Annotated in this window: 19 protein-coding genes; 11 read left to right on the forward strand and 8 right to left on the reverse strand. The window is 67.7% G+C overall.

The window, feature by feature from the left end; genetic code table 11:
- Positions 1–105 precede the first annotated feature (105 nt).
- From G514_RS0109745 to G514_RS0109770, 6 genes are all read left to right on the forward strand, one after another.
- On the forward strand, positions 106–3,315 hold the full coding sequence (locus G514_RS0109745) for an AfsR/SARP family transcriptional regulator (protein WP_028651591.1): 3,210 nt from the start codon (positions 106–108) through the stop codon (positions 3,313–3,315).
- A gap of 111 nt (positions 3,316–3,426) precedes the next feature.
- Positions 3,427–3,687, forward strand: a complete 261-nt coding sequence (locus G514_RS0109750) for a heavy-metal-associated domain-containing protein (protein WP_028651592.1) — start codon at positions 3,427–3,429, stop codon at positions 3,685–3,687.
- Positions 3,688–3,725: 38 nt separating this feature from the next.
- The gene (locus tag G514_RS0109755; RefSeq protein WP_028651593.1) at positions 3,726–5,165 is read left to right on the forward strand and encodes an MFS transporter; all 1,440 of its coding nucleotides are present in this window, start codon (positions 3,726–3,728) and stop codon (positions 5,163–5,165) included.
- A gap of 67 nt (positions 5,166–5,232) precedes the next feature.
- Positions 5,233–5,898: a DUF4396 domain-containing protein gene (locus G514_RS0109760; protein WP_245582161.1), complete on the forward strand. Its 666-nt coding sequence runs from the start codon at positions 5,233–5,235 to the stop codon at positions 5,896–5,898.
- Between the two features lie 147 nt (positions 5,899–6,045).
- Complete coding sequence (locus tag G514_RS0109765) at positions 6,046–6,753, forward strand: NAD(P)-dependent oxidoreductase (RefSeq protein WP_028651595.1); 708 nt, start codon at positions 6,046–6,048, stop codon at positions 6,751–6,753.
- A 515-nt stretch (positions 6,754–7,268) separates the two neighbouring features.
- A complete protein-coding gene (locus G514_RS0109770) occupies positions 7,269–8,708 on the forward strand; it encodes a hypothetical protein (protein WP_157544696.1) in 1,440 nt (479 codons plus the stop codon).
- 179 nt (positions 8,709–8,887) lie between these two features.
- On the opposite strand, the gene G514_RS0109775 is transcribed toward G514_RS0109770, so the two are convergent.
- On the reverse strand, positions 8,888–9,601 hold the full coding sequence (locus G514_RS0109775; protein WP_157544697.1) for a hypothetical protein: 714 nt from the start codon (positions 9,599–9,601) through the stop codon (positions 8,888–8,890).
- 980 nt (positions 9,602–10,581) lie between these two features.
- Here G514_RS0109775 and G514_RS0109785 point away from each other — a divergent pair.
- Positions 10,582–13,338 carry a hypothetical protein gene (locus tag G514_RS0109785; protein ID WP_157544698.1) on the forward strand — a complete coding sequence of 919 codons (2,757 nt, stop codon included), beginning with the start codon at positions 10,582–10,584 and terminating at the stop codon, positions 13,336–13,338.
- A 257-nt stretch (positions 13,339–13,595) separates the two neighbouring features.
- Here G514_RS0109785 and G514_RS0109790 read toward each other — a convergent pair whose 3' ends face one another.
- The 3 genes from G514_RS0109790 to G514_RS0109800 are packed head-to-tail and all read right to left on the reverse strand — an operon-like array spanning position 13,596 to position 15,677.
- Complete coding sequence (locus G514_RS0109790) at positions 13,596–15,038, reverse strand: ThiF family adenylyltransferase (protein ID WP_169576382.1); 1,443 nt, start codon at positions 15,036–15,038, stop codon at positions 13,596–13,598.
- A 22-nt stretch (positions 15,039–15,060) separates the two neighbouring features.
- Positions 15,061–15,429 (reverse strand): hypothetical protein, encoded by a 369-nt coding sequence (locus tag G514_RS0109795; protein WP_028651601.1) that lies wholly within the window; start codon positions 15,427–15,429, stop codon positions 15,061–15,063.
- The gene (locus G514_RS0109800; RefSeq protein ID WP_028651602.1) at positions 15,429–15,677 is read right to left on the reverse strand and encodes a multiubiquitin domain-containing protein; all 249 of its coding nucleotides are present in this window, start codon (positions 15,675–15,677) and stop codon (positions 15,429–15,431) included. The genes G514_RS0109795 and G514_RS0109800 overlap by 1 nt, the downstream gene beginning before the upstream one ends.
- Positions 15,678–15,862: 185 nt before the next feature.
- Here G514_RS0109800 and G514_RS0109805 point away from each other — a divergent pair, with 185 nt between their 5' ends.
- The 3 genes from G514_RS0109805 to G514_RS30240 all read left to right on the forward strand — a co-directional run bounded on the left by G514_RS0109805 (position 15,863) and on the right by G514_RS30240 (position 18,481).
- Positions 15,863–16,162 carry a type II toxin-antitoxin system RelE/ParE family toxin gene (locus G514_RS0109805; RefSeq protein WP_028651603.1) on the forward strand — a complete coding sequence of 100 codons (300 nt, stop codon included), beginning with the start codon at positions 15,863–15,865 and terminating at the stop codon, positions 16,160–16,162.
- Positions 16,163–16,174: 12 nt separating this feature from the next.
- Positions 16,175–17,251: a HigA family addiction module antitoxin gene (locus G514_RS0109810; RefSeq protein WP_028651604.1), complete on the forward strand. Its 1,077-nt coding sequence runs from the start codon at positions 16,175–16,177 to the stop codon at positions 17,249–17,251.
- A 165-nt stretch (positions 17,252–17,416) separates the two neighbouring features.
- On the forward strand, positions 17,417–18,481 hold the full coding sequence (locus G514_RS30240; RefSeq protein WP_157544700.1) for a hypothetical protein: 1,065 nt from the start codon (positions 17,417–17,419) through the stop codon (positions 18,479–18,481).
- A gap of 239 nt (positions 18,482–18,720) precedes the next feature.
- On the opposite strand, the gene G514_RS25970 is transcribed toward G514_RS30240, so the two are convergent.
- Both G514_RS25970 and G514_RS25975 read right to left on the reverse strand, forming a co-directional pair.
- Complete coding sequence (locus tag G514_RS25970) at positions 18,721–19,848, reverse strand: hypothetical protein (RefSeq protein ID WP_157544701.1); 1,128 nt, start codon at positions 19,846–19,848, stop codon at positions 18,721–18,723.
- Positions 19,849–19,900: 52 nt separating this feature from the next.
- Positions 19,901–21,337: a hypothetical protein gene (locus G514_RS25975; RefSeq protein WP_211222103.1), complete on the reverse strand. Its 1,437-nt coding sequence runs from the start codon at positions 21,335–21,337 to the stop codon at positions 19,901–19,903.
- Between the two features lie 242 nt (positions 21,338–21,579).
- On the opposite strand from G514_RS25975, the gene G514_RS0109825 reads away from it, so the two are divergent.
- On the forward strand, positions 21,580–22,185 hold the full coding sequence (locus tag G514_RS0109825) for a hypothetical protein (RefSeq protein ID WP_157544702.1): 606 nt from the start codon (positions 21,580–21,582) through the stop codon (positions 22,183–22,185).
- A gap of 301 nt (positions 22,186–22,486) precedes the next feature.
- Here the strand turns inward: G514_RS0109825 and G514_RS25980 are convergent, their stop codons facing one another.
- Positions 22,487–23,659, reverse strand: coding sequence for a 3'-5' exonuclease (locus G514_RS25980; RefSeq protein WP_051247249.1), 1,173 nt, complete (start codon positions 23,657–23,659; stop codon positions 22,487–22,489).
- A 986-nt stretch (positions 23,660–24,645) separates the two neighbouring features.
- Positions 24,646–25,734, reverse strand: coding sequence for an IS110 family RNA-guided transposase (locus G514_RS0109835; RefSeq protein WP_028651606.1), 1,089 nt, complete (start codon positions 25,732–25,734; stop codon positions 24,646–24,648).
- Between the last annotated feature and the right edge of the window lie 127 nt (positions 25,735–25,861).

Consider the following 25,861-nt stretch of genomic DNA (forward strand, 5'->3'; position numbering starts at 1 on the left):
CGACTTGCCCCGGCCTGTCCGGCGGCTGTCCGCCGTTGCTCCGGCCTCGAAGCTGAGGCACGCTGAGCCTGGCAGCGGAGGGCTGCCCTGCCCGAAGGGACGTCGGTGAACGACCTGCGCTTCCGCGTGCTCGGGCCGATGGAGATCACGTCCAGGGGCACCTCGCTGCCCCTGCCCGGCAGTGCCGAGCGGGCCCTGCTGGCGCAGCTCCTGCTCTCCGCGGGCAGGATCATCCCGGCATCGATGCTCATCGACCGGCTCTGGGCGGAGTCGGCCCTGCCCGTCGACCCCACCAACGCGCTGCAGATCCGGGTGTCGAAGCTGCGCAGGAGCCTGAAGGCGAGCCAGGTCCCGGAGCTGGTCACGCGGGAAGGCGTGGGCTACCGGGCGAACGTCGATCCCGACGTGGTGGACGCGATCGACTTCGCCCATCGCGTTCGTCTCGCCCGGGCCGCTACCGCGGCGTCGGCGGGTGAGGGCGTCGAGCCGGCCGATCTCGAGGCCAACCTCAGGGCGTACGACGCGGCGCTCGACCTGTGGCGGGGCGAGCCGCTCAGTGACTTCGCGACCGAGCACTGGGCCATCAGCGAGGCGGCACGGCTCAACGGGCTGCGGATCACCGCGCTCACCGAGCGCGCGCAGACCGCCCTGGCCCTCGGCCGTGAGGACGAGGTCGTCCACGACCTCGAACCTGTGGTCGGCGGCGACCCGACGCTGGAGTCGCTGGCCGGACTGCTGATGCTGGCGCTCTACCGCAACGGTCGGCAGGCCGACGCCCTCGAGGTCTACGCCAGGACCCGCACAACCCTCGACGAAGGGCTTGGCCTCGAGCCGTCGGTCAGTCTCAGGTCGCTGCAGGAGCGGGTGCTCCGCCACGACGAGTCGCTCGGCGCTCAGCCCGAGATGACCGTTCCCGTCCGCGCCCCGGCATCTGCGCGAACCCGTGCGGTCGAGCCGTCTCCAGGTCCGAGCCGCCTGCACGAGACCCCGGCCGCGGGGCCGCCCACCAACCTGCCCGCCGTGGTGCGACCACTCATCGGTCGCGACGAGCTCCTCGAGTCACTGGGCACCCTGCTCCCGGGTGTCCGGTTGCTCTCGCTCGTCGGTCCCGGAGGCGCCGGCAAGACGTCCCTCGCGCTCACCCTCGCCGTCCGTGCCCTCCCGGAGTTTCCTGATGGCGCCTTCGTCGTCCGGCTCGCGGCGCTGGACCGGCCCGACCAGGTGCCGTTGGCCGTGGCAGACGCACTCGGCATGCCCATGGACGGCGCCGCCGCCGAGAGAGACGTCCGCGAGCGGCTCCACAGCTACCTCGCCAACCGCCGCCTGCTCCTGGTCCTCGACAACTGCGAGCACGTCATCGACGCAGTCGCCGGCCTGGCCGACGAGGTCCTCGCCCGCTGCGCCGACATCGTGCTCCTCGCCACGAGCCGCGAGGCGCTCGCCGTGCCCGACGAGGTCCAGGCCAACGTCGGACCTCTGGCGTCGCCCCCCGAGGACGCGCTCCCCGAGCAGGTCCTCACCTACCCGGCGGCCCAGCTGTTCGTCGAACGGGTCCGCTCGGCTCGGCCGGGCACGGTCTTCGACGAGACCGACCTCGCCGCCATCGGCCGCATCGCACGAGCGCTGGACGGGATGCCGCTCGCCGTCGAGCTCGCCGCGGCACGGGCCGGGACGATGTCCCCGGGTGAGATCTCGGTCCGGCTCGACCACAGGTTCGCCCTGCTCACCTCCGGAGCGCGGACCGCGGAGGCCCGGCAGCAGACGCTGCGGGCCACGGTCGACTGGAGCTACGCGCTGCTGAGCGCCGAGGAGCAGGGCGTGTTCGACCGGCTCTCGGTCTTCCAGGGCGGGTGGACCATGGACGCCGCAGAAGCCGTGCTCCAGGACGTCGGCGCCCCGCCGGGGTTCGTGCTCGACGCGATCGCCCGGCTGGTCGAGCGCTCGATGGTCACCGTCGAACCCGGATCGCCCACGAGGTACCGGATGCTGGAGACGCTTCGCCAGTACGCAGCCGAGCGACTTCGCGAGAGGGGCGAGGGCGCGTCCACCGCAGCCCGCCACGCGCGCCACTTCCACGACCTCGTGCTCGCCGCGGAGCTGGACCTGCGCGGGCCCGGCCAACGTCACGCCCTGCTCCTGCTCCGGCGGGAGCAGCCCAACATCCGCGCAGCGCTGAACTGGCTCAGCGGGCCGGACGGAGACCTCGACCAGGCCCTGGAGCTGGCCGGCTCGCTCGGCCTGTTCTGGCACCTCGGCCGCCACCTGGAGGGTCGCGAGGTCCTGCACCGGCTGCTGGACCTCGGCGGCAGCGAGGCGGCGCGCGCTCATGCGTTGCAGGCGGTCTCGATCGTCGAACGCCCGCGCGGCTGCCTGGTGCACCCGAGCCCGTTGTGCGCCGAGACCGCACAGCAGAGCCTGACGATGTTCGTCGATGAGCACGAGTGGTCGAGGGCTGCGCTGTCGCGGGTCCTGGTCGCGGTCGAAGGAGTGACCGGCGCCGAGCCCGAGCGCTCGCAGGCGTTGCTCGCCGAGGCCGAGGCGCAGTTCCGCATCGACGCGGACGAGTGGGGCCTCGGGGTGATCGGCTTCGTCCGCATGGAGACCGCGCTCAAGACGGGCCAGCTCGAGACGGCCATCTCGACCGGCCGCGCCGCGGCCGCCCGCTTCCGCCAGCTGGACGACTTCTGGGGCCTCTCCGCGATCCTCTACCACCTCGGGTGGGGGCTGCGGCAGTTCGGCCGCAACGAGGACGGCGCCCATGAGCTCGAGGAGGCCATCGACGTCGCAGCGAGCGCCGGTCTGTACAACACGGTCCAGTGGGCGCTGGCCGACCTCGCGCTCGTGCACCTCAACCTGGGCCGCCCGGATGCGGCTCGCGAGCTCTTCGACCGCGCGGACGCGGCGTCGGAACACATCGGCGACGGCGCCGGCACCGTGCTGGCGCACTACGGCCGCGGGCTTCTCGCCCTTCAGGAAGCAGAGCTGGACGAGGCCGAGCGCCACCTCACCCTCGCCCTGGACGGCTTCGCGAGGCTGAGAACGCCGGTCTGGGAAGGCTGGGCACTCGTCCCGCTCGGCCGCTGCCGCGAGCTCCGTGGCAAGACCCCTGAGGCTCGGGACTCGTACGAGAGAGCTCTCGAGCTCGGGACACAGGCCGGCGAGCCAGGTCTGACCGCATCGGGCCTCGAGGGGCTGGCGCGGACCTGGGCTCAGGAGCACCCGGACCGCGCGGCAGAACTCGAGGCCACGGCGACAGACGTCCGAGTGCGCCTCGGCCGCCCCCGCCCCGGCCACCAGGAGGCCTGGCCCACCTAGCGCCAGGCGTCCGCAACGAGCACCCGGAGCACCGGGCGGCATCCGGGTCTGCTCGGGACAGCGGCCGGACAGCGTCGCTGGTGATGCTTCCCCTGCGAAGGGAGCGAGCAGATGACCAAGCTGACGCTGCACCTCGACGGCATGGGCCGTCGCGCGTGCGTGCGCGAGGTGACCGCGCGCCTCCGAGACGTGCCGGGCGTCGAGACCGTGACGGCCGACCACCGCCGCTCGGTCGTGCTCCTGACCGGCTCGATGAGCCGCGACGACGTCGGAGCCGCGCTCAAGGACACGCGCTTCAAGGTCATGCGGATCAGCGCCGACAGCGACCAAACAGGGGCCGGACAGTGGCCGCGACGACCCTTCCCTCCGTAGCCGCCGATCACGGTGGCCCCGACCACGGAAGGACCATCATGCGCACCACGACGTCAGCGGCTTGGAGCCGCCAACGATGGCTGGCCCTGGCGCTCATCGCCGCGGCCCAGTTCATGGTCATCATGGACACCTCGATCATCGGTGTCGCACTCCCGGAGATGCAGGGTGACCTCGGCTTCACCTCAGCAGGGCTGAGCTGGGTGTTCAACGCCTACGTCGTTGCGTTCGGCGGCCTGCTGTTGCTCGGTGGTCGCCTCGCCGACCTCTTCGGCGCACGGCGGATCTTCAGCACCGGCTGGGCCGTGCTCGGCGTCGGCTCACTGCTGGCCGGCCTGGCCGGCGGTGTCGAGGCCGAGCTCGCCGGTCGGGCCATCCAGGGCGCGGGGGCGGCGCTGATCGCGCCGGCCGCGCTCTCCCTGCTGTTCATGACCTTCGGCGCGAGCCCCGCTGACCTGACCAAGGCCCTCGCGCTCTACGGCGCAGCCGCCCCGGCCGGCGGAACAGCGGGCGTGTTCCTCGGTGGGGTCCTGACCGAGTACGCGTCGTGGCCGTGGGTCTTCTTCATCAACCTCCCGCTCGCCGTCGCCGTGCTCGCTCTGACTCCGTCCGTCATGCCCCGGGGTGCCCGGCAGCGCGGCTCGCTCGACGTCGCTGGCGCGATCACGGCCACGGGAGGGCTGGCTGCCCTCGTCTTCGCGATCGTCCGCGCCCCTGACGCCGGTTGGACCTCGTACTCCACGGCAGCGGCGGTCCTGGTCGGCACGGGCCTGCTCGGTCTGTTCGTCCACCTGCAGCGGCGCCTGCGGCAGCCGCTGGTCCGCCTGGGGATCTTCAAAGCTCCCAACCTGGCTGCGGCCAACGCCGCCCAGTTCTTCCTGGGGGCGGCCTGGATCCCCATGTTCTTCTTCGTCAACCTCTACCTCCAGCACGTGCTCGGGCTGGGTGCGTTCGCGAGCGGTGCCGCGCTCCTGCCCCTCACCGTCACGATCATGATCGGGATGATCGCGGTCGCCCCCCGCCTGATCGGCCGCTACGGGCCCAAGACGATGACCGTCGCGGGACTGGTGACCCTCGCCGCAGGCCTGGTCTGGCTCTCGCTGCTGCGGGCCGACGGCAGCTTCGTGGTGGATGTGCTTCCGGCGACGCTGGTCACCGCAGCGGGGATGGCGATGGCGTTCATCCCCTCACTCGGGCTGGCGCTCTCCTCGGCCGCACCGGAGGAAGGCGGCCTGGCCGCCGGCATCGTGAACACCAACTACCAGGTCGGCTCCGCCCTCGGCCTGGCCGCGATGACAGCGGTGGCCGCGGCGTTCGGTGCCGAAGAGAGCGGAGTGGCGTCACTCACCGACGGATTCTCCGCAGGACTCCTGGGTGCCGCCGGCATCGCAGCCCTCGGCGCCGTGGCGGCGGCGACCTGGCTCCGGGCCGCCGCTCCCACCGAAGCCGGGCAGGCAGAGCAGCGGGAGGCCGTCGTCTGACCGTCGGTTTGGGGCCTCACCGACGTCCACCTCAGCCACCATTCACCGCCTCGAAGAAGGGCCGATCATGACCGCGCAGCACCACGGGCACCACGCACCCGCCCACTCGGGTCCGGACGCGCACGCTCATCACGATGCAGGCAGCAACAAGATGGCGATCAGCGCGACGCTCCACTGCCTCACCGGGTGTGCGATCGGGGAGATCGCCGGTCTGATCATCGGGACCGCCGCTGGCCTGAGCAACGCAGTGACCATCGCCATCTCGATCGCGTTGGCGTTCCTGTTCGGTTACACGCTCTCGACCTTGCCACTGCTGAAGGCTGGCCTCGCGCTGGGAGCTGCACTGTCGGTCGTCGTCGCTGCCGACACGCTGTCGATCGCCGCCATGGAAGTCACCGACAACGTGGTCATGACGCTCGTCCCGGGCGCCATGAACGCCGGTCTGGTCAACGTCACCTTCTGGATCGGCATGATGATCTCGTTGACAGTGGCCTTCTTCGCCGCCTGGCCGGTCAACCGCTACCTCCTGCAGCGCGGCCGGGGGCACGCGTTGACGCACGAGTACCACGGGGCCGTGGGTACGACCACCGGTGTTCGCCGATTCATCCCGAGCTTCGGCACAGGCGCCCTGGTCGCGGCCATCCTCGCCTTCATGCTCGGCGGCTTGGTCGTCTCGATCGCCGACGAGCTGACGGCCGGGAGCAGCACCGGAGGTGAGCACGCGGCGAGGTGAGGTGGCGCCGGCGCGGCCTGGGACACCGTCGGGACAGCGCGTGGACAGCCACCGCGACGACTCTGTGCACACGACCACCAGGCACCGACGATCCGAGGAAGCCATGAACCCGAGCCATTGCGCACGAACTCTCGAGAGGACATGTCCATGACCACCAGCAACGGGAGGCGCACGATGAAGATCTGCATCGTCGGAGCCTCCGGCAAGCTTGGGCAGTACCTGGTGCAGCACGCGCTGGCCCGGGGCTACGAGGTGGTCAGCGTCTGCCGGCAGGAAAGCGTGGGGAAGCTCGACCGGTTCGAAGGGCGTATCACCGTCATCCCGGGAGCCACCGACGACCGCGAGGTCATCGAGCGCGCGGTCGCGGGGTGCGACGGGGTGCTCGTCGTGATGACCCCGGTCGGCGTCAGCGGGTACTCGACCGGAACGACGCAGGCAGTCCTCGACCACGCGCCACCGGGCGCGCGCCTCGTGTTCTCGTGCGGGTGGCACATCACCCGCGACGGCCGGGACGTGTACTCGTGGAAGCTCAAGCTGATGGTGAACGTCGTCGGCCGGCTCGCGCGACTCGCTCGGATGGTCGACCTGGACGACCAGGTCGAGGCCGCCCGGCGGATCTTTGCCAGCGACACCCGGTGGACGGTCGTGCGCGGCAGCGACCTCGAGGAGGGCGAGAGCCAGGGCCTGCCCGTGTGGAGCGAGCATGTGGGCGATCCGGTCCTGGCGAGCAACCTCACGCGTCGGGTGGACTTCGCCCTGTTCATGGTCGAGGCCCTCGTGAACGACGACCTCGTCCACGAGGCACCCGCGATCGTCGGCCGCGAGACGCCCTCGGCACTCACCCACGCCGCCTGAGCATGAGCTCTCCGAGAAGCGAGGGTGCTGCCAGGTGACGACCTCTGGTGGGGCGGGTGGGGCTCGAACCCACGACCCAAGGATTATGAGGCACCGGGTCACCGGCGCTCTTCCCTCAGCGTCGGTCCGCCAACGACGCCATTTCACACGAGTTTTCACCCCACACTGTCCGCGGCGAGAAGCAGTTGCTCACTCAGACCCACTGGACCTGAGTGCGTGTCAGCCCCCGGCGCCGGTGCTAGACCGAGGTTCATGGCAGCCCCGCCCGGAGCCACCGCGACCAGCCTCGACCTCAACGACGAACTCTGGACGACCGCGCACCTCGCGACCTACCTACACTGCGGCCGCAGCACTGCCTTCGATGTCGCCCGCGACGCCACCTTCCCGGCCCCGATCGCCGTCGGTGCCACACGGCGCCGGCTCTGGATCGGCAGAGAGATCCGTTCCTGGGCCACCGCTGGCCACCGCCAACGCCCTGCCGCACCTAGGCGGACCACAGTCGATAAGAGGCGGCCGTGAACTCGCGTCCCATCGCCACCCCGGCGCTCTCCCGGCGTCGCGACCGCGTCGTGATCGGCCCTGGCGCCGAGACGCGTCTCACCCGCCCAGCCAGCCCGACCGTCGTCCCGCTCGTCAGTCCGTCCGGCCGGGTGAGGGCCACACCGCCGCCCGCTGGCACCCGCTACTGGCGCCTGACGGTGCTGGATCCGACCTGCCGGTTTCGGATCCACCAGACCACCGGAGGGACAAGCCTGGAGAGTGCAGTGCAGCGGCTGCGGGACCTCGACCGACAGCTTGTCACGCACTCCCCCGCCGGCGCCCATGCAACGATGGGCGTGGAGTTGCTCGACTACTTCCTCGACGACACCCGGCCAAAGAACCTCGGCCATCCTGACCGCCCGGCGCGGTGGAGCACCTCCTACGCCGACCAGAACCGGTACCTGATCAACCGCTACCTGCGGCCACACCTTGCCAGGGTCGCACTCGCCGCGTGGGCACCTGGGCATGCCTACGCCGTGCTCAACGGCTGCCCGACCAACTACCTCGTGGACAAGGTGCGCCGCACCCTCTCGAGCGTGATCAGCCTCGGGATCGCCAACAGTTTCCTGCGCCCTGACCAGCGCGAGCTGCACCGAGTCGCCGTCCCGCTCCGCCCGGAACTGCGGCCAGAGCGCCACCCCCGTACCCGGCAACCTGACGCCATCATGCTGCTGCGACCCGACGAAGTACCCAGCACCGAGCAGGTCGCCCGGCTGGCCGCAGCCGCACCGCCCGGCCTGGCCCCCGTGCTGTGGGCCGGCATCGTCAACGCCCTCGCCTACGGCGGCTTCCGGATCGGGGAACTGTTCGCGCTCGATGTCGAGAGCGTCCTCGACGACCTCCCCACGGGCCTGGTGGCCGTGCGGCACCAGGTCATCGAGCCGCGCAGCGCGCCCAAGCGCCTCACCGCACCGAAGAACGGGTTCGCGCGCCTGACCGCCATCTGCAACACCACGCCAATCGGATTCCCCTTGCGCGAGTGGATCGACCATCGGGCGCACGTCGCAGCCGCCGAGCGAACGGCGGGCCGAAACCGAGCCGGTGTCCTCGTGGCGACGCCCCGAGGCACATGGTGGACCCGCAGCAACTTCCGCTCCCGCTGCTTCAACCCAGCCGCCACCGCCGCCGACTGGGAACAACTGACGTGGCACGGCCCTGTCCGACGCCGGGTCGCCGGACGCTGGGTCACGGTCCAGACCGAGCGTCACGACTGGCGGCACCCGGTGCACGCACTGCGGCACCACTACGCCTGCGCTGCCCGCGACGTCTGGGGCTGGACCGGCGCCGAACTTTGTCTCAACGGCGGCTGGGCCGACGAGGCCTTCGTCATCAGCCGCTACTACGGCAGCACCGCAGAGACCTACCGGCACGCAGTCGAGAAGCAGTCCGGCGTTGCTAGGAGTGTCACGCCGTGACCCATCCTGATGGCTCAGCGTCACCGTTCGCCGTGGCGGCTGTACTCGCCCTAGGGCTTGAGCTCGCCATCAGTCGTCGCGGCCCCGTTCGCCGTAGCCTCGGTCGAAACAGCCCGGGTCGGCGCTGCCCGTTGCCGAAGGGCCTCGTAGGACGTACGACCACGCGGGTCCACACTTCTTCACCGCGGCTCCTTCCCTCCTCCGTCGTACCTCCCGGCTCCGTTCCTCCCGGCTGCCCGGCGTCGCCTGTCGAGCCCGGCGTGTTTCTCTTCGTTAACCTCGACCCAGGCACCGACTCTGACGGTTCGCCACTCTCCGTTTTCGGGGGGGTACTGCAACGAGGGTCGCTGCAGGCAGTCACCATCCTTGGCGTACCACTCCGCGTTGCGTTCGCCCCTCGGCGCCGCATCACCGCCAGCCCGGATGAAATCGACGGTGTCTCTCAGTCCCCACGAGACGAGCATCCAGAGCAACACATGCCAGGTGAGTCGTCGCCGGGTCTCCACCGTGCCCCACACCCGACCGTGGAACAGGTTCAGCACGGTCCCACCTCCCAGCCCCGGGTACGTCGAGAGTCCGGTGTACGAGTGGGCCATCCGGTGCAGGGCCGACATCAACAACAGCACCCAGCGATAGTGCTTCTCCTTGTTCGGGTCGCTGTGACTCGGGGAGGGCCGACCGGGATAGGGGCCCTCGCGGCCATCGCACGGACGACCCAAGTTGCTCGTGGACGCTCGTTGGTCCCCCGACGGGCCACCTTCCTCAGTGGCAGTCCAGCGCTTGAGCCCGTCCAGGAACTGGCAGAGGAAAGCCACGTCCTCGGGACTGCCATCAACCTCCCAGCGCAGGCGTGCGGCGTCCTTGAGTGGCAGCAGGCGCATGGCGACCGTCAACAGGCCATCCACATCCAGACGGTCTGCGAGATGAGCCGTGCTCGCCCCGTACACGCCGTGCTGTCCTCCTCGTCCCATGCGCTGACCGTGTGGACGCGGGAGCGGCGCGCAGCGTCCGAACCGGGGGCTACGCCAACCCCGGTGACCACGACACGCGACGTTAGGGCGCAGATCGGAGGTGGAGGCCACTCGGATGAACCGCGTCCGAGTGCCCCATTTACCGAAGAATGTGCACGGGAAGACGCGTCCGCCGAGCTACACGCCCGGATGGCACGACCCCGCCCGGCGGCCGAGCGCGAGAGGATCTGTAGTCTCCCGCGGAGACCGACGCCGGCGGCCACGAGATCGATTTCAACGGTCCGGCGATGACCAACCTCGCCGACCGCGACCGGCAAAGTCGCAGCAAACCCGACCGGGCTCAGGCGTCGGAGCGCTTCGTGCTGCGCGGGCCCCCCGGGTCGAGCGCGGCGGAGGCAGTGCTGACCGCGTTCAACGCCGGCCGTGTCCGGGGTCGGCTTCGGCTACTGGCGGCTGCCGGGGCCGCGCCCGACGGTGTAGGCCGTGCCCGTGACGCACGCGGCACCGAGGAGGGCGCCGCACCAACCGCAGCCACCAGCCGCAACAGGGCCCGATCTAGGGGATTGTAGGGCGCCAAGATCACATCGCCGACCGCGAGCGCTGTCACGTCTCGCGGGTCGGCAAGGAAGTCCCGGACATCGTCGGAAGTGAGGAGCTGAGCTAGCGCGCTACCGACTCCGGCGAATCGGACGCTATCGGCGCCGGATCCTCCCACCGCCACACGCAGGCACGCGCCCTCTTCTGGCGCCTTGAGCGCGCGGGCTCCCGCGTAGTGCAGACCGGGTGGACCGACGACCTTCCAGCCGTGCCGCGGCAGGTCCTCGGATCGACCAGCGATGGTCAACCACCAGGTCATGCCCCATAGTTATAGTTCACCCACGGCGAAGTAAAGGGGTGACGATGTGTCTTACCCGGCATCCGTCGAGCTAGTTCAGGACGAGGTCGCGCTGCTGGTCAGCGACGCGTGTCCAGCCGGTCTGAGACAGCTCCTCAGCGACGGCGCGGTGGTCCTGGCGATCGGCTCGAATAGCGAATCCTCCGGCCTCGCTGGCGCCACGGGCGCTGCCAAGAACCTGCACTCGGCACTCAATCGGCTCGCGAGGTTCGGCGGCATCGACGCCACGGTCGGACTCCCCGACCGAGATGCGCTTGCACGAGATCTCCGGCTTCGCGGCGATCCGCTCGACGCCGGGATCGATCTCAAGACCGGTCGTCCGCTCCGCGCCACCAGTCTGGTCGATCGACTTGGTCCACAGCTCGTCATCCACCTGTCGACGGGAAGCCGCAGGAAGCTCAGCGATCAGACGCGGTCGAACCCGATCTCGGACGACATCTCAGACACGATGTGGGCACACAGCGTCGGCCTCGTCGTGTTGCACGAAGGCACCCGCGCGCTCCGCACGGTCGCCGGCGCCGGTCGGATCATTGGCACCCTCGATGCGCTCAGTCAGCGCACCCGGACAGCGCCTTGGGTCTACTTCGGAGACAAGCAACCCCCGCAGCCCTATGGCAAAGCGGTTCGACGACGGCTGATCGACATCGCCGAAGCCGGAGAAGACGAAGTCGAGCGACTCGAGCATCGATCCGCGAGCGGGATACAGGCCATGGTTGGCACCCGATTCCATCAGGGTCGGGTCGCCTTTGGAGCCAACACCACTGTGCCGGCCGGCGCACAACTGGCGGCCCTTCGGCCCGCCTTCGGTCGCGGCCGACCGTTGCACATTGCGTACCTCGACGAGCCGGGCACACGCCCCGAGCCAGCCGAGGTGCTCTCTGGCTGGCTGGCGGAGGACGCCATCCGTGGCATCGCGGATCCGGTCAACCAGGTCGAGCTCGTCGTGTGGTTTCTCCACAACTTCGGCCGACCCGGCTGGGGATATGAGGAGTGCGCGGATTACTTCGTGGCCAATGGATATCGCACAGCTGGCCTACTGCGAGGCGGCAAGAGCCCAGAGGAGGGGTACCGACGTCGGACCGACGACGGTCACAGTATGGCCCGCAACATCTGCTGGTCCATCCTGCGTCACCTTGATGAGTACCTTGCCGAGAAGATCGTCTTGCGGGGCCTGGGAATGGACGACTCTGACGCGAACGGCCATGGCGTCGCCAAAGATGCCGACGACCTCGAGACGGGGACGAACCGCGCAAACCTGGAGATCGAGGGATTCCGCCCGGCGAACGGGCCATGGCTCACGGTCGAGGACTACGACCGGATCATTGCTTTCCTCGCCGTCGGTAGCGCCCGGCACCGAAACACAGCCGGCTACGCATTGTCGCGTTGGGCGGTCGAGACTCCGCAAGGAAAGGGCGAGCTTGTCGCGCGCGCGATTCTGGGAAACGTCGTCTACTACATCCAAGATCATGCGACCCGCCGACGGCTCGGCACTCGCGACGATCCGCTCCCACCGCTGCACCACGCGATCATCACCGCGTCAATCGTCGACGGACTCGCAAACAACGTCGACGCACTTCGCCCGCTCCTGAGCATGATCGCCAACCGGTATGCGGCCGACGAGGCCCGCGCTGCGGTCCTGGAAGCCGGAATCCGACGCCTTCAACGCAAGGAGGCGAAGTACGACGAAGAGTACTGGGAGGACATGACGGGGCACGCCAGAAGGAAGTCCGCCGAGCAGTACAACAAGATTGTCGACGAGCGCGTCAAACTGGAAACCGAGCTTGGCCAAGTTCAGGTGCGGTTGCGGGCGGCGCGGGAACCTGAGCTGCGCGGCATCCACGTCGACGACCTGCTCGAGTTTGCTAAGGCAATGCGTGACCCAACTGACGTGAGATTCCGCGCCGCCCTGATCGACGGCACGATCGCCTTCCAGCTCTGGACGGAAACCCGCCGCCGCGGCCGCCGGGGGAAAGAGCGGGTGCTCCGCTGGCGCGGCACCATCGCCGTACACGACGACACCAGGACGGTGACCTTCGACTTCGAGGGCGAGCAGTCCGCTGGACGATCGCTACAAGACAGGGAAGAGGAGAGGTGGCGAGAGATCTATGGGAAGCTCGCCGCCGGTTGCAGTTCTGTGGAGGTGTTCGGCCGCAGCAACCACAGCGAGATGCTTCCACTCCTCCGAGCTTGTCTCGGCATCCCCGAAGGTCGGCACTACCGCCTCTCCGGCGTTACCGACCCGCGGATTCACAGGATTCTGGTCGCCATGCTGCACCCGCCCAGGCCTGGTTCTATCGAGTTCCATCAAGGGGTCCCACTCCTTGCCCGGGGACCGCTGGCCCGCCGACAGCTCCATGCCCTCGCCAAGCGTCTCCGCGAGCCCCTCAATCTGCTCCGGCACATGCACGACCTCTACGTCGTCGCACCGCCGCCGCGCGTGCCTCGATGGCTGCGGATACGACACCGAACCCTGGCCTTGACCTACCACCTCGCCGACCGAACCGGTTGGGTCTCGATCGACCAGATGCACCCGTCGGACTACCACCAGATCCGCGCCTACCTGCGTGCTGGACCATTCGCAGACGATTGGGACATCGAGCCCGACGGCCTGCGGCTACGTCCGTGCCCGCACTGCGGCCACCAGCGGCGTCACCCCCTCCGAATGATCGAGACCCAAGGCGCCGTCTGCACCCTCGAGAACTGCCGCAAGGACCGCGCCGGCAACATCTGGGCCGCCATCCCGTACGACCGCTACCGCGATTAGGGCGGCTCCAAAGTCACGATCGCAAACTTCGGTTGCCGCCACGCAAGCACGACGCGGCTGCCTTCTCCAAGCGGCTAGGCATCGAGTGGCCACAGAGGCGTTCTTGCGGCACCTCCTCTCCGCGAGAGGAGGCAGGGCGTGACTAGTTGTGTACTTATGACAGTTAGGCTGCAGTCGGATGCACCCCGGATCAGCCGAGATCCGATTGCCAGGCTGGCACGCCCCACCCCCTCATCGGTGAGGTCAGAAGGGATTGGTCACGGTCCGCGATTGGCAACGGACTCCAGGATGCGATCAATGAGATTGATCCACCCACGCCACCGCATCCGGGGTCGGTTCGGCGCAGACCACGGTCCCGAGCTTCGGGTGAGATCGATTCGACCGTCTCCGAAGTTCGTCTGTCCCTCGGTCGCGCAATAGCGCTGCGTCAGGTGAGGAAGGTGCTCGAGGTGGTGAACGGCGAGGTTGAACCGCAGGGCACCGGGCACACCGAGCCCCGCGGGATGAGCAATCAGGCTGACGAACTGGTCGAGCTGGGCGCTGCTGACGCCCGCGCACAGGGCCGCCACGTTGGGGCGGCCTGACACCGAGGTTCGTCCTGCCCGGCGGATGTACTCGGGGTCGTCGAGGTCTCCGCTCATCTCCAGGGCGACCTCGCTCATGTCGATCTGGCCGGTGCAGGCGAGACAGGGGACGCCTGGGGTGGTCGTCTGGGACCGTCTGGTGGCGCCGCGCATGCCGCCGGTCTCGAAGGTGTCGATGGCGATGCCACCGTCGATGACGGGGATCAGGTCGGCGTAGGCGAGCGTGTTGAGGACGGCCCTGGGCCAGGGACGATCGACGCAGCTGAAGATGACGTCGTAGTCGAGGGCGTCGGCGAGACCAGTCGGCGAGCAGACGCTGTCGTGGTGGCGCACGACGGTGAACGTTTCGGCCGTGGCTGCCTGTCGGGCGAGACGGGCGGCGATGTCGACCTTTCGGCGTCGAAGTCGCGCGTCCCGGCGCGTGGCGCCGATCATGCGGTCGCGGTTGAGGGGCTCGATGCGGTCGAAGTCCATGACGCCGACCGCTAGGACGCCCGTGGCGGCGAGGCGCTGGACGATGTCGAGGCCGACGCTGCCCACGCCGACGACGAGGATCCGCAGCCGTGTGATGTCGCGATGCAGGTTCTCGCCCCATGCGGAGATGGTCCGGGCCTGGGTCGCGACGTCGGCGGGCGACGGGACCAAGCCGTCGTTCCAGGACGTGTGAAGCGTCGCCCCGACTCGGCGGACCGAGGTTGCCGACTCGGGCTTGCTGTCGACCCAGACGCGCGCGGACCATGCCCCGTCGCCGGCCAAGGTCATCCCGACCAGTGGCAAACCGGTGAGTTGTTCCACAAGTCCGGCGAAGGAGGATTCGGCGTCTGCATCAGGCGCGCTCATCTGCTGCCAGCGGTGACCTCGGGGATGGCTGTGCATGATGACGACGCCGCGTTGCTCGCGGGCGGCCTGAGCGGCGACGCGGAGTACGTAGGAGCCGGTGATGGTGGCGTTGCCGTGTACCTCACGCTCGCCGTCGCGCGGCAGTTCGATGCCGGTGATGAGCCTGGTGGTGCGGTACGACCCGGTGGAGACGGTGTAGGTGGCGAGGCAGATGTCCTCCTGGCCGTCGTCGCGGAAAAGGTGCTGACGGAGGTCGTGGTGGTGGGCCGCGGTCATCGCCACCGAGTGTCGGGGCATCTCAGGCCGCCAGACCGAGCATCCCGCGCACGTGCGAGATCCAGATCAGGATCGGCTCGCGGTCCATGTTCCACGGCCCGGCGTCGCGCGAGTGCCGGCGCCAGCCAGGCTCGCAGTCGGTGGCGTCGGTGTTGGTGTGGGTGAAGTTGACCTCGTCGCGGAGGTGGATCCAGTGCGGCGGGACAACGGGCCACCCCTGCAGCTCGCCGGCGCTGACGCCGGTCTCCACCTGCTGGCCGGCGTACCGGCCCGCCGCGGGAACGACCATGTAGCGCACGGCCTCCCCCCAGCGGGTCGGCTGGAGGCCTTCCTCCTCGAGGTCGGCAATGAACCGTGAGACCCCGTCGGCGGGGGAAGGCCCGGCGGTCATCAGGCGACCTGGGCGCTCTGACGCACGGTGACGAAGGCGTCGCCGTCCTTCAGGTCGATGACCTTCTCGTCGCGGTAGACCTTGGGCTCGCCATTGTGCTTGATCTTGGCGAGGTCGTACTGCGCCGGGTCGACACCGGCCAGGCGCAGCAGTGAGGCCGCCTCCTGGTCGTCGTCACGGGTCACGAAGGACTGGCCGTCGATCGTGATGGTGATCTTCTTGCGGGTTTCTCGGATGGCGTCAGTCATGACGCACTCCCTTCTGCTTGGGCCGGCGGAGGGTCCACTGGCTTGCTTGCTCCATCGCATCATGCGCATCACCCCAAGGGTGATGCCCCTATGTTGACTTCTTGTGTCGCTGCGCTACGCTGGTCACAACGAGATGTACGGTCTGCATCACCGGATCAGCCTTCAGGTGATGAATCAGGAACCACGTGCAGATCGAATATGACGACGACTCGCTGCGTCGCCTGGCGGAGGACGTGACCTTTCGCGCTCCCGATTGGAGCGCGGAGGTGACTCGGTCGTTCCGCAAGAAGATCCAGATCCTCACGGCCGCGACGGACGAACGCGACCTTTCCGCTCTGCGTGGGCTTCGCTTCGAGAAACTGAAGGGGCCGCGTCGAGGCAGCTACTCCATCCGCCTCAATGACCAGTACCGCCTAATTCTGAGGTTCCGGACCGAACCTTCGGGTCGGATGGTCACCGTTGTCGAGCTTGTTGACTACCACTGAAAGGAGGCCCTGATGACAAACAGCCTTGCTGAGGCCTTCCCCGCAGGAGAGTTCCTCGCCGACGAGCTCGACGCTCGGGGCTGGACTCAGGCCGAGTTCGCCGAGATCCTCGATCGGCCCGCTCAGTTCGTTTCCGAAATCGTCTCCGGAAAGAAGGAGATAACTCGCGAGTCTGCAGTGCAGATCGCAGCAGCGCTTGGGACGTCGCCTGAATACTGGCTCAACCTGCAGAACGCGTACCTGCTTTGGAATCAGCGAAACGACACCAACGTCCAAGCTCAGCTCGACGCGGTGCGCCTGCGCGCCCGCCTCCAAGAACTCGCTCCAATGTCCTTGCTCGAGAAGCGCGGGCTCATCAACGGCGGGACGTTGTCCGCTCAACGTAAGGCGCTCGAAAAGCTGTTCAATGTCGATGACATCTTTGAGGAGCCAGCACTGCTGATCGCGGCACGGCGAGCGAATCCGACCGAGCCCGTGGTCAACACGCAGTTGGCCTGGGCGGCCTGCGCGCGCCGGATCGCCGACAAGCTCAAGGTCGCGCCGTACGACGCCCAAGGGCTCGAGGCCGTGGCAGCGCAAGTTACGTCTATGGCCAAAGCGCCCGCGGGAGTACGACGCCTTCCTTCGGCGTTCGCCGACGTTGGCGTACGCCTCGTCTACCTCGAGGCCTTCCCGGCGAGCAAGATCGATGGATGCTCGCTGAGTCACGACGACGGCGGACCAGTCATCTGCATTTCGGGCCGTGGCAAGCGCCTGGACAAGGTCCTATACACGATCCTGCATGAAGCCGCTCACATCCATTGCGGACACCTCGAGAAGGAGCCCTACATCGTCGATGACCAAGAGCGACGTCCAACTTTGGGGCTCGAAGACGAAGCCGATCGAGTTGCCGCGGCGTGGGTTCTGCCAACGCCACTTCCTCAGGTGCCAGATCGGGTGACGGCTCCCTGGATCACTGCCGAAGCTAACGAGATCGGCGTCCATCCCATCGTCCTCATCGGTCAACTGCAGAACGCTGGAAGGCTCCCTTGGCGAACCACCTTGGTGAAGGGCGCCCCCTCTGTAACCGAGCACCTTTCCGCCTGGTAAGCCCCGCTCTGACCCAAGGCCGTGTCTCGGCGCGACCAACTCGCACCAACATGCGGATCTGCCGCGCCTAGCGGCCTACCTGAATCCAGCATGTTCTTGAGCCTCTGACGACGACCCTCCGGCACTTCGCGTCCGCGCGCATAGAGCGTGCGCGATGCTCGTCGCGTGAGGATTCGACGATGGCCGCTCTTGATGCGGGTTGCCTTTATCGCGGCCGGTCTCGGCAGTGCCTTGGGCTACTACGGCGCATCCGTTGCGCTGAATGCGGAGCCGCCTGATCCAGCATCAACGGGCTGGATCGCCGTCCTCACACCCATTTCCACGCTCGAGTCGGACGTTCAAGTGCGGGTCAACGCGTTTGCGCTGGACCACCGCACCGACCCGAGAATGGCGTACGGGCTCTCGCTTTGCGGAGCCGATTCGTTCTCGGGCTACTTCCTGATCGGCGGCGGCGCACGCCTTTTGACTCAAGACATCGAGGCGAGTCCTAACACGGTGCGAAGCCTGGTCCCTGGCGACATTGAGGTCGACGATGTCGGCACCGGGCAGCGACTGAAGTTCAAGGACGTGCAGGTCCTTGAAGTGGAAATAGGCTCGCTCCCACCTTGCGTCGGTGCCGTCAGCGAACAGACTTTCGTCGGAACCGGCTTTCGGGTCGAGGGGATTGCCTCGGAGCCTGTAGTTACGAGTCCGTCAACGGGCGTCTTCGACAGCGCCGTACAGCGGTGGTCGATGCCGTACGTAGGCAGTTTGCCGGGCACGGGAAACAGACTCGGCGAATTCCGAGTCGCGGGTGCCCTCGACGGCTCCTATGTACGACCTCGATTGTTGGCTGTCGACGTGGACGCTGGAACCCTCTCGTCCGGGATGGAACTCGATCAACCGCGCCCAGCTCCGCTCGACTCCGACGTTGCATCCTGGTTCGAGAATGCGCCCATTCAGGCGACCACGAAGGTGCGTGAGCCGGCGAAGTTGAGCTCGCTCCAGCGATGGTCGGCGCTGTTCGCAGTAGGTCTCGGCGTTTTTGGTTCAATCGTCGCGTCCATGCTCCTCGAGTGGACGCGAACGAGTGGTCATCGACCAGAAGCTCGTGAAGCCGCGACACTTGGGCCCCTCGACGAACCTCTTCGGGATCCCGAAGCGCGCCGGACCGGAGTTTGGCTCTTAGCCGTGCCATTGCTCGTCTTGGCCTACCTGTTGCGCCGGGCACGCGGAGGGCATCGCCCGTGACGCTGCCGAGGTCGCCGTCTCTATCGTCATGCATCGCGTGGCCGACGCCGCTGCGACAGAGGTTCCCGTGGCTATGCACGGATCTGCCGCATGGCGCGCGTCGGCGCGCGGATCTGGCCGCTAACCGGGCCGCCGCCGACTCGGCCCGAACGGGTGTACCGCGTCGCTGGCGATCACCCCGGCTAAGTCGGCCGTGCCGCCAACCGGTTCCGGGGACAGTCGACCATGAGATCTCTCGATCAGCCGTCGACGACCTGTCTACTTGTTCGCTCCGCGTAGCTCATGTGAATGATCTGGAAGTACTCGCGGAAGCCGATGCCAGCCAGCCGTTTCCCGGGGCCGCCAGCGGGTGGAGTGGTGAGTGGGAAACGCATCCCAAGTGGTGAGGCCGAGTCGATGTCAGCCGGCCTGGGGCCGCCGACGGGGAGATCGGGACAGGTCGGTGGCGCCAAGTGGTCCGGCAGGTCCGCCCGATCTGCGAAGTGTTCGATCGCCGCGACGTGGAACATCGCTCCATGTGCCGTCGCCAGCATGTAGGCCTCCGCCAGGAGTGCGGCCGGATTGAGGCGAAGCTGTGTCAGCTCGAGTCCTTGTCCGTGTCCGTCGACCTTCGGACTGGCCAGGAGCTCGACCACGGGCTGATCGAAGATGTCGATCGCGCCAGCACCGGTCAGGGCACTGAGTGGCACCGAGCCGTCCTCGTTCGGCGGAGTGGTCGTGAAGGTGATCTTCAGGTCAGCGCGGGCTCGGACGGCGAGTCCGTGCTTGACCTTGTTGTGAGCCGCCTGGAAGTCGATCTCTGCCGGGCTCAATAGTCTTCCTGCGTAAGCGAGCCACTCGCCGTAGACGTTCGCCGCGTCGACCACGTCGGCATTGCTGCGCGCTTCCTCGCGGAACTCTGGCGGCACAACCGAGTGGAAGAGCCGCTCTCCGGCATCCGGGCTCGCAGCGCCTTCGCGCAGCCGCCCGATCACATCGACGATCTGTTGCGGCCCCCCGGCGATCTCTCCCCACAAGCAGCCCACAGACGCAGCCTCGCTGGGGACTAGGCGGGCGCAAGCAAGGCGGAGCAGCGACTCGGCGGCATGGTGCCGAACGGAGAGAGCGTCCGTCGCGACTTGGGCATACACATCGAGATCCTTGAAGGGACCCTTGGCCGCGTCGCGCTGAAGGTAGGCGTTGAACTCGGCGCGGATGGTCCCCTCGCCCGGCGGCTCATTGTCCGGAGCCACTGCGCGCTCATGCCAGGCCAGCAAAGAGCCGATCCGGGACCGGAAGTACTCGAAGGGGTCTGAAGCTAGGAAGGTGTCGTCGAGCTGGCGCGCCTGTTCTGAGGTCAGAACTGGCCCGAGGGGCGGTGGGTACACGCCCATGACGGTATGGCCGTCCACCGACAATTCGAGCGAGCGGAGCGATGCGTCATGGCTGTTTGCTGGGGCGCGCCGATCCGAAGTTCGAGTGGGTAGTGCCGATCTGTTGCCCATCGCTAGCGGATGGCTCCTCGCACCCGGCGGCATACTCCTCCGGGCCATCTTGAGAGGACAGGGAAGTGGACACGAGCGCGGCAGGGGTTTCCTGTACCAACACGGGCTCGCGCATGCGGGGTGGCGCGGCCGACCAAGCCTTGAGGTCTTGGACCACCTCGGCGTAGAACGCGTCCACGAGATCGAGGACGGAGTCGATGAACCCACCTCGCCCTCGGCCACGTTTGACCCCCATCGGCGCCGACATCGCCACCTGGAACCCGCGAAGGTCTCGCTTGGGGTCGGCAATGAGGAGGGTCGGATCCTTGCGAACCTTGCCGAGTAGCTCTGTTGCACCGGCGCCTCGGGCATTCGCAACAAACGCTTCGAGTCGCACAGAGTCCGGCGCGCCCTTGAGCTGACGCACAAGCCAGTTGACCCGGGTCTGGGCCCTGCCTTCGCGAGGTGCGTCGATGTCGACCGATGCGGTGATGCGTCCTGCTCGCAGGTCGGCGGTGACATGGATGGGTGCCACGGCGTAGGGGATTCGGATGGCGCCGCTCAGCAGGCCCTGCCCGACCATTCCCTGTAGCAGGGACTGTGCACGGACACCCGGCTCAGCCTGCTCCTTGCGACTTAGCACGGGCAGGACCTCCGTGCCGAGCTGGCGGCCGAGGCGGAGGCTGGCGTAGCGGAGCAGCGCGTCAAACCGGCTGACTACCTCGGGGGCGGCCCTGTCCGATGCCCGCAGGGTCCCCGCGGTCACGGCCTCGCGGATCGAGACCCAGTGCTGGCCCATGTCTTCCAGCTCCATGGCTCCGGAGCGAGGATGCTCGAGGTAGCGGATGAGCTCACCGAGGATCCACGCCTGCTCGGGGTCGGAGACACCGCGGTGCTCCTTCTGCATCACGGCTGTGGAGAGCAGGTAAGTCCAGGACCAGTGATGGAGGTCGACTTTGCGCAGCTTGCGTTTGTCGACCTTGGTCGGGTGCTGACCGGCGATGGGTGGGATCTCGTTGCTGATCGTGATGAGGGCGTCGAAACCCTGCTCGTGGGCGATGTCCAGATAGTTCTCGAGCTGTTGTGCCTCCAGCTCACTCTTGCCCGTCTTGACCTCGACCAGCGCCGTCCAAATCCGGGCGCCGCGGCTGACTCGGATGAGACCGTCCGGGTAGCACCGCTTCTCGCCCAACGTGAAGGGCACCTCGATGTAGGTTTCGAGGCTCCCGGCCGGCGCGTTGAGTGGCCCGAGGACCGCCTTGCTGAACTCCTTGACGATCCCCATCACGGCAAGCAGGGCGGAGGTCGCTCTGCGTTCCTGCTCCGCAGCACCCGAGATCCCGGACGTAGGGATCAACCGAGCCTCATGCCAAGTCTCTTCGGTCACGATCATGGCCTCCATAACACTCGCCGCGGCTTGCAGAGTAGGACGCCGGAGCCCGCTCTGCGTCAAGAACGACTCGACGGGTCAAGCGGGGCACATCGCTGGGCCGCGGGTTGCGCGCTGCTGACGACGCCCGACTGATGATTTGAGAACTGGGCCTGGAGCGGATGCAGATCTCGCTAGGAACCGACGCGACGATGAGACACGAGCAATCACTGACAAGGCCGCCGCAGCGTGCCTACGCTGCGGCCATGCGACGGGGACTGGTCTACGCAGGTGCGGCGATTGTGCTACTCAGCGGGTGCGCGGACGACTCAGGGGATCCGGACGCGACGCCGACGGCGACCGTCACGGTCACAGAGACCGCCCCGGCTATCGAACCGGAGCCAGAGCCCACGCCCAGCGAGGACGACGACCCGTACGCCCCGAACATTGGCGATCGGGCGCTGAAGATCGGCGATACCCGCGTGGGTCAGGCCATCCGGACCACGCTGAAGAGCGTGAAGTATCCCTACCCGCCGGACTACGCTCGCGAGCCCGACGCCGGGAACGACTTCGTGGGCCTCGAATTGGAGCAGTGTTTCGACGAGGACGCAGAGGTAGATCCGGAGTACCCGGACACGACGACGTACAACGGCGACTGGGTGGTGTTGGACCCGCAAGGTTTCGAGTACGGCGGCGATGGCTCGAGTTGGAGCGACTGGCCGGCGCCCAAGTTCCCGGAGTCCGTCACTCTGAATCCCGGGCGCTGCTACAAGGGCTGGATATCACTCCAGGCTCCGAAGGGCACCAAGATCGTTTCGGTGGTCTGGCGGCCGGGGGGAACGGAGACCGCCGAGTGGCTACCGAAGGATTAGTCGCGGCACTCTGACCGCTGCGTTTCTCGTTTCGCGAGCGTCACGCAGAGGACAGGCCTCGTTCCTGGTGTCAGAGACTTGTTCGCCAGGATCTGCTGCAACCGGTGAAAAATAGGGCACGCACCAATGACGAGTTCGCTGCTCACCGCCACTCGGCGATCCTTGCATGGAACAGATCCGCGGACGCAGGTGCCGATGGATGAGCCATCCGGATCTAGCCGCGATGAGTGCTGCAACTGCCGGTCGCGAGGGCGTCCACACCTCTGAGTTCACCGAATGGAGGTTTGGCGCAGGTGCCGTCCTAGCCGCCGCTGCGATCGTCGACAGCGGTGAGGCTCGGACAGGTGGGACGGTAGTGTCCCGCCTCGCCGCAATTGCCGCACCGGCGGGCGACAGGGGACGCGTCAGCGGTGGCCGCTCGTGTCGACGCCTCGGCACCGGATCCGGCCGAGGCTTCAACCGGGCTCGGTGGGGACGACGTCATTTTATCCGTAGGCGTGAGGTCGTCGAAGTAGTCGGGAACACCGAGTGCCTTCGCGGCTCGTGTGAGCTCTCTCAGCTCAGCGGCGGTCAGCTCGTCGTCGGTGAATGCTGCTTCGCGCATCGTCTCCAGGAAGCGCTTGTTGAGGCCCTCCACGTCGCGTCGGCTCATCCCCCCTTCGCCGGCCAGCGACCCGAGGGCCTGAGCCTCATCGCGGGTGATCTGGCCGTCTTCCATGGCAGCACACAGCAACTCGTAGTAGGCCTCGCTGGCCGCGTCGGGCACGTCCCCCGCGATCACGGGCAGTTTGGTCAACAGTGAGGACATCCAGCCGGAGCCCTTGCGAAGCCCTCGGACTTTGTTCACCACCCTTGGCGGGAGGACGGGGCCCCCGTTCCAATGGAACACATCGCTCCCATAGAGCAACGGCTTCCCATAGATGGCTAGGGCGTGGTTGAGAACGACGGCGGTCGCGATGACGTGGTCGCGGGACACATAGGTGGTCAACGGGATGTTGAGCTCGCGAGCCAGCGTGGGAAGCTTCCGATTTGGGAGATCGCCCATGGTCCGCTCGGTCAGCCAAAGCGTGCACAGGCCTGGCATTCGCAGGTCGGCGTAGCCCGCCCGGCGGAGTTCTGCGGCCAAGAACTCCTCGTCGAACGGCGCGTTGTGTGCCACGACTACTGCGCCGTCGAGCTGCGACAGCAGGTATGGAGCGATCTGGGCGAACGTAGGGGCCTCTGAAACATCCGCGTCGTTGATCTTGTGAATGAACGGAACGCCGGTGTTGCGGCCCGGGTTGACGAGCGTCGACCAAGCCTCTCCAACCGTGCCGTCGGCCTCGACGCGGACCAGCGCCACTTCGATCACTCGGTCAGCCCCACGGGGAGCCAAACCGGTTGTCTGGAAGTCGATCACCGCGTACGGACCGCTGAACTGGTGTGGGCCGTGACTGGCACGATCGCCGCCGTAGGTGAACAGGACGCCGTGCATGCCGGCCTCGGCGAATGGGATGCGGTGGCGGACAGGTGCCGGGACATTGGACTGACTCGGCCACGACGACGAGCCACCTGCACTTGATGGGCTAGGGGGCCTCGTCGACGGCGAGGCCACCCTGCTGTTGGGCACATCTGGCCGATGTGACGCGGATGGCGGCATGTGGGACGACTTACCTCGAACCACGCGGAGAAGGCCCAGGGTGCCCGCGACGACGAGGACGAGACAGATCACGACAGTGGCCACGTTCGCAGGCTATGTCAGGACTCCCCTGCGACTCCTCGATCTGCGGGCTCCCGCTCGCACCGCAATGTCATGAAGGCACAGACAAGCAGGTTCGTGCATGCCGCAAACGGGCACCCGAGGCCGCTGAGTGAGAGCAGAGGGCCGTCGTGTCGACTCACCCGGATCTGCCGCGTCCTACCGCGTGTGAGGTCATCCGAATCTGCCCGCCCGGGCGAACGTCGACCATTCCACGTCAAGCGGATTCAACGGCTGTACGCCTCGAGCATCAGCTCAAGCGGGCGGGGCTCGCTATTGACTTTGTACGTCGGGTGTCACGCAACTAGTGGCGCGCTCGCCACGCGGCAGTGCCGCGACCCGCGCCCGAGGATCACGTTCCCGCTGTCGTCGGGAAGCTGCTGTCGCAACCGATGCGCTGGTCTTGACGACCGCTTGCGAACACCGTGACAGCTGATATGTAGGTCGTTCCTGTCAATAGGCAGGGTGAGGCGCCCGTCCCGATTGCTCGGGGCGGGCGCCTCTGCTTCGTCGTCTGTGGTGGTGGCTGGGCGTGTCTTTCGACGCGCGGTCAGGCTGATATGCGCGGGTTGGTTACCGCAGGACGGGCTGTTCGGCTGGAGCGGGTCGCGTGTCTAGGGTCGAGCGTCGCGCCGATCACTCGGCGTTGCTCATAGCTGTTTCGCGGGTCGCTCCTCGCGCTGCTGCCACCGTCCTCCTCCGACGAAGCAGTCCGGGGTGGGTTACTCCTCGAGCACGGCCAGGGACCAGCACCAGCCGGCCAGCTCGCGGGCGACGGCGATGTTGGCCACGACGTGACGCTTGTGTCGGGCGCGCATGGTGTTCCAGCGATGGTGCAGCCGTCGGTTGCCCTCGTCACCGCGGGCTCGGGCGGCGGGGCCGGCCAGCTCCCACCGCTCACGCATCGTCTTGCCGACCCGGTAGGCGGGTCGGTGGTGCCAGGCCGCTTCGACCAGCAGTCTGCGTAGGTGGGTGTTCCCGGTCTTGGTGATCGAGCCCTGAACCCTCGACTGGCCCGAGGAGTACTCGCTGGGCACCAGGCCGACGAAGGAGCCGATGGTCTTACCTGTGAACCGGTCCCAGTCGCCGACCTCGACCGCCAACGCGAACCCGGTCAGGGTGCCGATCCCACGCAGGCACCCCAGCCGAGTGACGAGCGGGGTGAACTCGCAGTCCGCGGCCATCGCCGCGATCGCGGCGTCGAGCCGGTCCCGGCGGGCCTTCACCGCCAGCACGGCCTCGTAGTCGGACCCGAACGTCGCCCGGGTCGCCACCGCTGCGAGCTGGGCGCCGGTCTGTCGCAGCCACACATCGTGGGCACCCGTCCACGCCTGCCCGCCGCAGTACACGTGCCCTTGGCGCAGCAGCAGCTTCGACAGCCGGTGCCGGGCTCGCATCAGGTCACCGCGGGCATCCTCACGGGCGCGGACCAGGTCCCGGGCCGCTTCCTGCTCGACACTGGGGACCGCGACCGGAGTGATCTCATCCAGCCGCAGCAACCGAGCCAGATGCACCGCGTCCTTGGCGTCGGTCTTGACCCGATCACCACTGGGTCGCTGCAGCTTCGACGGCGCCACCACCTCGCACCGGATCCCGGCCGCGTTCAACGCCCGCGACAACCCGAACCCCGTCGGGCCCGCCTCATAAGCCACCGCCACCGGACCCGGCAGGTCACCAAGCCAGGACCTGATGTGCTCGTGTGACGGGGTCAGCTTCGCCTTGAACAGCTCGCCCGTGACGCCATCGATCGCCGCAGCCGCGACAGATCGTGCGTGCACGTCGAGCCCCACGCTCGTACGCTCGGTGAACACCGGGGCCTCCCACAACTGTTGGATAGGCCGAGCAGGCAGCCCCTACTCGGTAACCCACGACCATTTGTGAGTGAGGCCCCGGCCCGCAACCCCGTCAGACGACGAGATCACTCATACCGTCTAGGCC

It is taken from the genome of Nocardioides halotolerans DSM 19273 (assembly GCF_000422805.1).
GTDB classification, from domain to species: Bacteria; Actinomycetota; Actinomycetes; order Propionibacteriales; family Nocardioidaceae; genus Nocardioides; species Nocardioides halotolerans.